The organism is uncultured Cetobacterium sp., assembly GCF_947072685.1.
In the GTDB taxonomy this organism is placed as follows: domain Bacteria; phylum Fusobacteriota; class Fusobacteriia; order Fusobacteriales; family Fusobacteriaceae; genus Cetobacterium_A.
In genome coordinates this window covers 31,317-42,243 of record NZ_CAMTIK010000018.1, presented here as the reverse complement: position 1 = coordinate 42,243, position 10,927 = coordinate 31,317, and the positions used below count along the sequence as shown (strand labels likewise).

The 10,927-nt window shown below is 31.9% G+C and carries 12 protein-coding genes; 4 read left to right on the top strand and 8 right to left on the bottom strand.

Annotation, left to right across the window (positions count from 1 at the left end; translation table 11 throughout):
• Positions 1-141: 141 nt before the first annotated feature.
• On the bottom strand, positions 142-1,008 hold the full coding sequence (locus tag Q0V67_RS07540) for a hypothetical protein (RefSeq protein ID WP_297598381.1): 867 nt from the start codon (positions 1,006-1,008) through the stop codon (positions 142-144).
• A 177-nt stretch (positions 1,009-1,185) separates the two neighbouring features.
• Between Q0V67_RS07540 and corA the strand changes: the two genes are divergently transcribed.
• From corA to bioD, 4 genes are read left to right on the top strand one after another with little or no spacing between them, the layout of a single operon-like run.
• The gene (gene corA, locus Q0V67_RS07535; RefSeq protein ID WP_297598379.1) at positions 1,186-2,235 is read left to right on the top strand and encodes a magnesium/cobalt transporter CorA; all 1,050 of its coding nucleotides are present in this window, start codon (positions 1,186-1,188) and stop codon (positions 2,233-2,235) included.
• A gap of 28 nt (positions 2,236-2,263) precedes the next feature.
• Complete coding sequence (locus Q0V67_RS07530) at positions 2,264-3,088, top strand: mechanosensitive ion channel domain-containing protein (RefSeq protein ID WP_297598377.1); 825 nt, start codon at positions 2,264-2,266, stop codon at positions 3,086-3,088.
• Between the two features lie 24 nt (positions 3,089-3,112).
• A complete protein-coding gene (gene bioB / locus Q0V67_RS07525; protein WP_297598375.1) occupies positions 3,113-4,102 on the top strand; it encodes a biotin synthase BioB in 990 nt (329 codons plus the stop codon).
• Positions 4,092-4,763, top strand: coding sequence for a dethiobiotin synthase (gene bioD / locus Q0V67_RS07520; RefSeq protein ID WP_297598373.1), 672 nt, complete (start codon positions 4,092-4,094; stop codon positions 4,761-4,763). Before bioB ends, bioD begins: the two co-directional genes overlap by 11 nt.
• A 44-nt stretch (positions 4,764-4,807) precedes the next feature.
• Here the strand turns inward: bioD and Q0V67_RS07515 are convergent, their stop codons facing one another.
• The 7 genes from Q0V67_RS07515 to Q0V67_RS07485 form a co-directional block, all read right to left on the bottom strand.
• Positions 4,808-6,226 carry an aspartate ammonia-lyase gene (locus Q0V67_RS07515; protein ID WP_297598371.1) on the bottom strand — a complete coding sequence of 473 codons (1,419 nt, stop codon included), beginning with the start codon at positions 6,224-6,226 and terminating at the stop codon, positions 4,808-4,810.
• 167 nt (positions 6,227-6,393) lie between these two features.
• Entirely contained in the window at positions 6,394-7,104 is a 711-nt protein-coding gene (locus tag Q0V67_RS07510) for a GntR family transcriptional regulator (RefSeq protein WP_297598369.1), read from the bottom strand.
• Between the two features lie 118 nt (positions 7,105-7,222).
• Positions 7,223-7,621, bottom strand: coding sequence for a cytidine deaminase (gene cdd / locus Q0V67_RS07505; protein ID WP_297598367.1), 399 nt, complete (start codon positions 7,619-7,621; stop codon positions 7,223-7,225).
• Between the two features lie 2 nt (positions 7,622-7,623).
• Complete coding sequence (gene deoD, locus Q0V67_RS07500) at positions 7,624-8,328, bottom strand: purine-nucleoside phosphorylase (RefSeq protein ID WP_297598365.1); 705 nt, start codon at positions 8,326-8,328, stop codon at positions 7,624-7,626.
• 18 nt (positions 8,329-8,346) lie between these two features.
• Positions 8,347-9,528 carry a phosphopentomutase gene (locus Q0V67_RS07495; protein ID WP_297598363.1) on the bottom strand — a complete coding sequence of 394 codons (1,182 nt, stop codon included), beginning with the start codon at positions 9,526-9,528 and terminating at the stop codon, positions 8,347-8,349.
• Between the two features lie 65 nt (positions 9,529-9,593).
• Entirely contained in the window at positions 9,594-10,559 is a 966-nt protein-coding gene (locus Q0V67_RS07490) for a BMP family ABC transporter substrate-binding protein (RefSeq protein ID WP_297598361.1), read from the bottom strand.
• A 75-nt stretch (positions 10,560-10,634) separates the two neighbouring features.
• A complete protein-coding gene (locus Q0V67_RS07485) occupies positions 10,635-10,922 on the bottom strand; it encodes a metal-sensitive transcriptional regulator (RefSeq protein ID WP_297598359.1) in 288 nt (95 codons plus the stop codon).
• Positions 10,923-10,927: the final 5 nt, after the last annotated feature.

Sequence of the window (10,927 nt, the reverse complement as noted above, 5' to 3'; positions counted from 1 at the left end):
CTTGTTGCTTTCGCAACTTTCTGACTATTTTCTCTATTCGGTTGTTAATGTCCTTTATATTTTCGTCTGTGGTGTTTCCCACTGACAAAAATAATGATATCATAATTTTCAAAGAACGTCAACTGTTTTATTTTATTTTTTTTATTCTATATTTATTTTTTTTAATATTTGTTCCTCTTTTTCTTCGAACTCATCAATAAAAACAAGCTCTTTTTCTAATAATATTTTTTTTACATCATTATAAAATTTTTCTCCTAAACTATATTTCAGTGTTTCTCCATAGTTTATAATTAGCGGTTTATAATCTTTAAATTCAAACCCGTCAGGATTTTTCCTTCTAAAAGAAGCGCTTTGTGAAAGTTCTCTATTTACACAAACAGTATCATAGTAATCCTCAATTGTAAATCCTGTTGTGAAATCATCCGGAACAGTTATATACAGCAACTCCTCTTTTTCATCTATCACTATATCTATTGGCCATAGACTGCAAACTAACGGTTTAATATCTACAATATCTTTTACATCTAATGCTTTATTTAAGCAAAGAGAATGTAATGAACAAAGTGTAGACTTATTATTAGGTTTGTAAGAGCATGTACATAAAGAAACTTCCTCTTCTACATTTTCATCCGGTACCATTCCAAAATCATTTTCTATACTTGTAATAACATCTTCAAGTTCATGCCCTAACTCTAATAGAATATCTACATTTCTAGTTAACCCATTATATTCTTTCAAATTATCTAATACAAATTCTCTTGTATGTTTTTCATAAATAGTTGGATTGTCAGCACAACAAGGATCTTGGCAATTGAAACAATCAAAATTTCCAAGATTTGAAAAAGCCGAGTAATCAACTAACGCTCTATATCTTTCCCCTCTGACTTCTACCTCTGTCATTATTACATCAACTCTTTTAAAATGTTCTTTCAATAAATTTTCCCGCTCTTCACTTACTTTATAAACTTCTTCACCTTTAGGATGGTTTAAAAATAAAAAGTATTTCATTTTTTTTATCACCTTTTCTATTATATTTATTTTTACTCATTCGTATTTTAACATGTTTAAAATAATTTTTACACATTTTCTCTACAACTTATTCTACACTATTGTTTTTATATTGTAATTATAGTAATATATCTATAATTATAAATATAACCTTAAAATATATGGGAGGGATTTATTTTGAATAAAAAAATTGGTTTACAACCAGGAACTCTACTTTACACCGGGGACAAGCACCCAGCTGGAGAAATCCCTGTCACTCACTATATTTATAATAGTGAATCTTTTAAAAAGAATAGTTTTATTTTTAGAAATAATCTCTTAATAGAACTTCATCCATCTCATGTAAACTGGCTTAATATCGGTGGAATACACAATACCGATTTAATCAAACAAGTTGGAGATTCTTTCAATATCGATTCGCTTATATTAGAGGATTTGTTAAATAATTCTCAAAGACCCAAAGTTGAAATAAGAGAGGATTTTATTTTTATAACTTTAAAAATGATATCTCACTCTAGCAAAAAAAATGTATATGAATATGAACAGATTTCACTAGTTTTATTCTCAAATCTTTTAATCTCTTTTCAAGAAAATTCTTTTGATGTTTTTGACAGCATCAGGTGTCGAATAGAAAAAGGTATTGGGAGATTAAAAGATAGAAAAGAAGGGTATCTAACCTATTCTTTAATTGACAGAATTGTAGATAATTACTTTATTATTATCGATGACCTCGAAGAAAGAATTGATGATCTAGAAGAGAGGATTACAACAAATCCTAAAAAGATGAATTTTGATGAAATTTTAGATTTAAAAAAAGAACTTTTAAAATTTAAAAAATCAATTCTTCCACTTAGAGAACTTTCATCAAAACTTAGAGATTCTGATATCGAAGAGTATTTGGGTGAAAATATCGATATTTTTCTTAAAGATTTACAGGACCATATTGTCGTTGTTACTGAAGCTACTGAATCTCTCTTCAATAGAGGTAATGAGCTTTTACAACTTTATCATTCAACAATTAGCAACGGTATGAATGAAATTATGAAAGTTCTGACTATGATTTCTACAACATTTATTCCTCTTAGCTTTTTGGCTGGATTATATGGAATGAATTTTGAATTCATGCCCGAACTTAAGTTCAAATATGCATATTTTTTCCTCTTATCTCTTATGGGGGCACTTTTTTTAGGAACCATCTATTTTTTCAAAAGAAAAAAATGGTGGTAAAACATATTTATTTTAGGAGGATTTTTTTATGGAACAAGCTATATCAACATTTTTAAACGAGCTACTTAATGCACTGGCTAAGGCAGCTCCCGTAATTTTAAAAAAATTAGTTTTATTGGGTATTTTATGGGCTACTTATAAGCCTTTCAAAAAGTTTTGTTTTAGGGCTTTTAGGAAATTTTTATCACTAAAAAAAATAGATGAACTTTTAGTCCATTTCTTAGAATCTCTACTTAATATTGCTATTGTCATGTTTTATATCCTTGATGTTATACAGATAATAGGTATTGAGATGACATCTGTCTTAGCTCTTCTTGGATCTATCGGTATCGGTGTGGGACTTGCTTTAAAAGGGAGTTTATCCGACCTTGCTGGTGGTATGCAAATACTTGCTTCAAGATACTTTACAAAAGGGGATTATATTGTTACATGTGGTGTCGAAGGAATCGTTCAAAGAATAACTTTTTTATACACTGTGCTGCATACTGTTGACAATAAGTTTGTTGTTGTTCCCAACGGAAAACTTTCAGGAGAAGTTATTATAAATGCTGGAGCTAATGATGAAAGAAGGGTTGATTTTGTATTCTCTGTTTCATACGATACATCTATTGATAGAGTTAAGGAAATTTTAAGAGAGATCGCCGAGAATCACCCTCTTATTTTAAAAGATAAAGATATTTTTGTTAGACTTAGCAAACACAACTCTAGTTCACTTGATTTCACAATGAGAGTTTGGTCTAAAAAAGAGCACTATTGGGAAATTTTCTTTGACCTTCAAGAGACTGTTAAAAAGAGATTTGATCAAGAAGGAATTGAAATTCCATACAATAAAATAGATGTCTATCAAAAATAATAAAAATCAAGGAGTGTACAACTTTTGAAGAATTTTATATACAAGCTAATGAACCAAATAAAAAATGGACAAAATATATCTTTTGAAGAGGCTGAAACTCTTATAAATTTAGATTTAAATAAACAATCTGAAGATATTTTCTATCTATCGGAATGTGCAAACGAAGTTAGAAAGTTTTTTTGTGGTGATAAATTCAATCTTTGTACAATAATGAATGCTAAATCTGGAAAATGTCCAGAGGATTGCAAATACTGCGCTCAATCAGCTCACTTCACAACTCCTTCTCCTGTATACCCTTTAACAGGCAAAGTTGAGGCTTTAAATTTAGCCCAGGCTGTCAAGATGGAAGGAGCTAATCGTTTTTCTTTAGTTACTAGCGGAAGAGGTCTTCTAACAACTAAAGAAACATTAGAGATAATCGCTTTATACGAACATTTAAAAGCTAATTGTGATATACACCTTTGTGCTTCTCATGGTCTTTTAAATGAAGAATCAGCTAAGGCACTAAAAGAAGCTGGAGTTAAAACTTACCATCATAATTTAGAAACTTCCAGAAATTTCTACAATGACATTTGCACAACTCATTCATATCAGGATAGAGTTGATACTATAATTTTAGCTCAAGAAGCTGGAATGGAAGTTTGTAGCGGAGGAATCTTTGGATTAGGCGAAAGTCGAAAAGATCGTTTAGATATGGCGTTTGAACTAAAAACATTGAACATTAAGTCTATTCCACTAAACTTCTTAACTCCAATAGAGGGTACTCCTATGGAAAAATATCCGACTGTTGAACCATTAGAACTTATAAAAACTATTGCAGTCTATCGTTTTATTAACCCCGATGCATCTATTAGATATGCTGGTGGAAGATTGCAACTCGAAGGTTTAGAAATTCAAGGTATCAGAGGTGGAATCAATTCGGCTCTTACAGGAAACTTCTTAACAACAACCGGCAGCACTATTTCATCAGATAAAGAAATGTTATTAAAGGAGGGATTTGTTCTTGATAAATAAACTTAATGAAGGATATTTTATTATAGGGACAGATACTGATATAGGGAAGACATACGTGTCTTCCCTTATTTTCAAGTCATTATCTCCTCTAAATATTGGTTATTACAAACCTTTACAAACAGGGTGTTATAAAAAAAACAATGTTTTTGTTCCTCTAGATCCTCAATTTTTATGTGATTTTAGTGGGATTTCTCTAAAAGAAGATATGACAACATATCTTTTTGAAAATCCTGTCTCTCCACATCTTGCTTCTGAGATGGAAAATAAAGAAATAAATATTGAAACACTTTTAAACCACTGGAAAAATATGAAGAATAATTATCAAACATGTATTGTTGAAGCTGCTGGTGGAATATATGTTCCAATAATAAGAAACAAATACTATATGTATGATTTTGTAAGAGATTTAAACTTACCTGCCATCTTGGTTTGCTCTTCTAAAGTTGGAGCTATAAATCATACTATGTTGACTATTGATTTTCTAAAATCTAAAAATATTCATATACAAGGTATTATTTTCAATAATTATACAGATGAATTCTATGAAAAAGATAATATTAAAGTAGTTCTTGAGTGTAGTAAAATTACTAATTTCTTAATAATAAATAAAAATGATAACATCATTCCTCAAGAGAAACTTTTACACTTTTTAACTCTATAAAAAAAGGTTAATCAAATTTAATTTGATTAACCTTTTTTATTGTTTTATCTATTTTTCAATAAACTTTTTCCAGGTATTCCTGGTTTAGTCATTTCAAACGGATTTAATATTATATCCAGTTCAGCTCTTGTTAATAACTTTCTTTCTAAAATTAAATCTACAACTGAAACTCCTGTTTTTATAGATGTTTTTGCAATATCTGCAGCATTTTTATATCCAATATGTGGATTTAAAGCTGTTATTGTTCCTACACTTATATCAACTAGATGTTGGCATCTCTCTTTATTGGCAGTTATTCCTACTAAACAATTATCAATCAACGTATTTACTCCATTTTTCAGTATCTCAATCGATTGGAACAGATTAAAGAATAGTACTGGTTCAAAAACATTTAACTCTAACTGTCCTGCTTCAGCAGCTTTAGTTACTGTTTGATCATTTCCAAAAATTTGAAAACATATTTGATTCATAACCTCAGGTATAACTGGGTTCACTTTCCCAGGCATGATTGAAGATCCTGGTTGCTGTTGAGGTAAGTTGATTTCTGCTAATCCTGTTTTTGGTCCTGAAGCCATAAGTCTTAAATCATTAGCCATTTTCGACAGATTAACCGCTGCCACTTTCAGTGCTGATGATAACCATACAAATCCATCTAAGTTTCTTGTTCCATCAACTAAGTCATCAGCTTGAACAAAATCTACTCCTGATACTTCTGAAAGTATTCTAACTACATCTTCAACATATTTTGTATCAGCATTTATTCCAGTTCCAACTGCTGTTGCTCCCATATTCACAGTTTTTAAATCCTCAAGAGCTAGTTTAATCCTCTTGATATCTCTTGCTATTGGTTGAGCGTAGGCTTTGAACTCCTGTCCCAATCTAATAGGCACTGCATCTTGCAAATGAGTTCTACCCATTTTTATAACACCATCAAACTCCACACTTTTTTGAATTAATGTATCATATAATTTCTCTAAAGTGTTCAAAAGATCTTCAGACATTATTTGAATAGCTAATTTCCCTGCTGTTGGTATAACATCGTTTGTAGATTGTCCATAGTTTACATGGTCGTTAGGATGTACTTTATCGTACTTTCCTAACTCTCCACCTAGTAACTCTCCACCTCTATTTGCAATAACTTCATTTATATTCATATTCATAGATGTTCCAGCTCCACCCTGAATAACATCTGTTATAAACTGGTCCATAAATTTTCCATCAATAATCTCTTCTGATGCCGTAACTATCGCTTTCACTACATCCTCTGATAACATATCCGCTTCCAAGTTAGCAATCGCTGAAGCTTTCTTTACATATGCTAGAGCCTTTATAAAATCATTTCCCAATCTATACCCTGTTATAAAAAAATTATTTTTTCCTCTCAATGATTGAACTCCATAATAAGCCTCCATAGGTACTTGAATTGTTCCTATAGAATCACTCTCTAATCTAAATTTATTCAAAATCTCCACCGTCCTTTTAAAATTATCCCCCAGAACTTTAAAACTTTATTTTCATTTTTAAGTTTTTTGAAAATAAACATTTCGTTCTTTAATAGTTCACTTTAGTCATTTATGTTTTAAAGTATACTGTATTTTTTTTAAAAGTCAAGTCTTTTTCTAATATTTTTTTACTTTAACAAAATAAATGTATCCTCTTTAGAAACATCCTCTTTATTTTCAAAGTATTCCGGGTTTTCCGCCTCTAGTTTTTTCAATTTCAAAAGAGTTCTTCCCAAATGGTGTTCTAACATGCCTCTCAACTTATCTATATCTCTTTTTTCTAAATATTCCAATATCTCTTCATGCTCCTGAACTACTGAAATGTCACTAGTTTTATTTTTTGCATTCAAAACTCTTACACGCTGATAATGACCAGTTCCATTTATAGCTAACTCCCACAATCCTGGAATTCCAGCTTTTTCAAATATCATCTTATGAAAATCATTGTCCATTTTATGAAACTCTAAATAATTTCTATTCCCTTCACAATAGACTCTTTGCATCTTTATATTTGTTCTCAAATCTTCAATGAACTCTTCGTCTAAGTTTTCTACAACCCTTTCAAATGCTGCTGTTTCCAGTGCTACTCTCAACACTTTTGCCTCCAACACTTTTTGAGCACTAATCTTTGTTACAAACGTACCCTTTTGTGGAATACTCTCTATCAACTGATCGTGTTTCAATAAAATCAATGCTTCTCTTATAGGTGTTCTACTCATTCCAAGTTTTTCACCTATTACTTTTTCACTTAGCTCACTCCCTGGTTTTAAATTAAGTTCAAATATATTTCTCTTCAAAATTTTATACGCATACGCTGAATTACTATTTTCTCTAGACATAAAGCCCTCCTTTAAAATTATTTGTATATTTAATAGTAAAATATACTAGTCATTTTGTCAAATTAAATATTTCTAAAAAAAAGAAGAGATAATATACACCTATCTCTTCTTCTAAAACTTATAACTCGAATCCGTATGGTAACAGCTCTTCCATTGTCATAAGTATATATTCTTTTTTCAAATTCCCTAGAATGATAACCGTCTCTTCTGTAGCAAACTCTTTTATAACTTGTCTACATGCTCCGCATGGACTTACAGGTTTTGAAGTATCTGCGACCACAGCTATTATTTTAATGTTTCTCATACCTTTACTTGCTGCTGCAAATATTGCGCTCCTTTCAGCACAATTGGAAAGCCCATATGAAGCATTTTCAATATTTGCACCAGATGTTTCAACACCGTTTTCATCTACTAAAACAGCTCCGACCTTAAAGTTTGAATAAGGTGCATACGCTTTTTCTCTTGCTTCGATTGCTTTTTCTAAATATTGCAATATTATTTTTTTTTCTAACTTCATGACTATTCAGCTGCACTTTCTAAAGCTATCTCTATCATCTCTTTCAAAGTGGTTTGTCTCTCTTCCGATGTAGTTTCCTCACCAGTCACAAGAGAATCTGAAATCGTAAGTATAGTCAGAGCTTTTACATTATGTTTTGCTGCTATTGTATATAGAGCTGCAGTTTCCATCTCCACACATAAAACTCCAAAATCTGCCCATTTTTTATATGATTCAAAATTATCTCCATAAAACTCATCTGCCGTTAAAACATTTCCACCTTTTACAGCTATCCCTTTAGCTTTAGCAACCTCTGCCGCCTTCATAAACAATCCAAAATCTGCTGTAGGTGCATAGTCTGCTCCTCCAAATCTCAATCTATTCATCCCTGAAGTTGTAGAAGAAGACATTGCTAAAATTACATCTCTAACTTTTACATCCTCTCTATAAGAACCAGCTGTTCCAACTCTTATTAAGTTTTTTACTCCATAATCTCTTATAAGTTCATTCACATATATTGAAATCGAAGGTACTCCCATTCCAGTACCTTGAACTGATACTCTCTTCCCCTTATAAGTACCTGTATAACCGTACATCCCTCTAACCTCGTTATAACACACTACATCCTCTAAGAAAGTTTCCGCTATCCACTTCGCTCTCAACGGATCCCCTGGCAATAATACTGTTTCTGCTATCTCTCCCTTTTTTGCTCCTATGTGTATACTCATTATTTCCTCCTGTTGTTTCTACTTTTTTATTTTATCAGCAAAGCTTCCTACTAAATTTGTTTTCCCTAGAAGAAGTTCCTCCACTGTTGCTGCTATTGTTGAAAATCCATTTTGAATTTCTAAATCTATATTCTCTTTCAATTGCTTTCCATATACCAGAATTGGTATATACTCTCTCGTATGATCACTACCTCTATACGTAGGGTCACATCCATGATCTGCAGTCAATATTAAAATTTCGTTCTCTTTTAAATTCGACATGATTTCAGGTAAATAATTATCAAACTCTTCCAAAGCTAATTTATATCCCTTTGGATCTCTTCTATGCCCAAATTTCATATCAAAATCAACAAGATTTGTAAAAATCAACCCTTTAGTATCTTTTTTTAATTCATCAATTGTCTTTAGAATTCCATCCAAATTATCTTTATTCGTTCCTCTGCTCTCAGTTAGTCCAACTCCTGCAAAGATATCACTTGTTTTCCCTATACCAACCACATCTAATCCAGAATTTTTTATTCTATCTAACATACTTTCAATCGGTGGCTCAACAGAGTAGTCATGTCTATTTGATGTTCTTGTAAACTCTCCAGATTTTTTTCCTATATAAGGTCTTGCTATAACTCTTGCCACAGGTGATAATTCATTACAAATTTCTAAAGCCTTTTTACAAGCTGAATATAACTCCTCTAAAGATATCTGTTCTTCATTCGCAGCTATTTGTAACACTGGATCTGCAGATGTATATACTATCCAAGCCCCAGTAGCCAATTGTTCCTCTCCATAGACATCCAAAACATCTGTTCCTGAGTATGGTAAATTGCATATGATCTTTCTTCCTGTAGCCTCTTCAATAGCCTTTATTGTGGCTTCGGGAAATCCATTTGGATATGTTGGGAATGCTTTTTCCTGAACTATTCCTGCTATCTCCCAGTGCCCTGTCGTCGTATCTTTTCCTTTAGATAGCTCCAGCGCTTTTCCAAAAGCCCCTTTTGCTTTATCATTTCTTTCTACACCCAATATTTCAGTGATATTCCCAAGCCCTAACTCTTCCATATTCTTCAGATTTAATCCACCTGTTGTCAAAGCTATATTCGCCATTGTATTTGTTCCCTCATCTCCAAACTCTTTAGCATCTGGAAGTGCTCCTACTCCCGCACTATCTAAAACTATAATTGTAACTCTTTCTATTTTTTCCATTTTCTCTCTCCTCTCAAAAGGTAACAAAAGGCTGATCAATAAATTAATCAGCCCCCATTTATTTTTTATTTATCACTAACTTTAATTTCCCCTGACATAAGTTTAGCTTTTATCTCTTCAAATTTCTGAAGTTTTTCTGCACCAATAATATCTTTTGTAAATTCAAAATCAGTTACTCCCACTCCATTTTCTTGAGCTCCATAAACTGCTACTCCTGGAACAAAATTTCCTGAAATTAGATTTTTGATACTGTCATAAACTGCAACGTCTACATTTTTTAACATAGATGTTAAAACTGTTCCTGGTTCTACAGCATCTTGATTCGAGTCAACACCAATAGCGAAAACTCCCTTTTCTTTTGCTGCTGCAAAAACTCCCATACCTGTTCCCCCTGCTGCATGATATATAACATCTGCACCTTGGTTGATTTCAGAAATAGCATTTTCTTTTCCTCTAACTGGATCGTTAAATGGATTTGGTCCTGTTGTGTAAACTGAGAAGAATTTAACTTTAGGATTTACATACTCTGCACCTTGCTTAAATCCAACTTCAAATTTCTTTATCAAAGGATTTTCCATCCCACCAACAAATCCAACAGCATTATTTTTCGTCATCAATCCTGCGATAACTCCAACTAAGAAAGAACCCTCTTCCTCTTTAAAAATCAATGATTTTACATTAGGTAGATCTACAACATCATCAATCATTAAAAACTTAACATCCGAATAATCTGCAGCCACTGCTCTTGCTGACTCTGTCATTTGGAATCCAGTTGCAATAATCAAATCATATCCAGCCTCTGCATATTCTCTTAAAAACTCTTCATCTTCAGCTGGTGACGCAGGTTCAACATATTTAAATTCAATTCCTAAATCTTTTTTAGCTTGCTCTAACCCTCTATAAGCAGCATCATTAAAAGACTTATCTCCTAACCCTCCAGTTGAAAGAACTATTCCAACTTTAAGTGGCTTCGCTGCAAATAAACCAATAGCTAATATCATAGACATTATAAACGTAACTATTTTTCTCATTAACACCCTCCCTAAAAACTTTATACTATAAGAATTTTAACATATTATTTCTTTAATTTAAAGAAAAATTTAGACTTATTTCATCATTTTTCCCAATGTGTATATAAGCTCGTCGATAACTTTGTTCTCTTCGTTGTTTTTTATACCTGATACAACACACTTTCTTAAATGATTTTCTAGTATAACTTTTGCTACTCCATCCAAAGCGGCTTTTGCTGAGGCTATTTGATTCAAAACATCATCACAATATGACTCCTCTTCAATCATCCTCTTTATCCCTCTAATCTGACCCTCTATTCTGTTAACTCTAGTTATTAATTTTTTTTTATCTCCGCAAATTTTATTAGAACAATTCTCTTCCATATCTC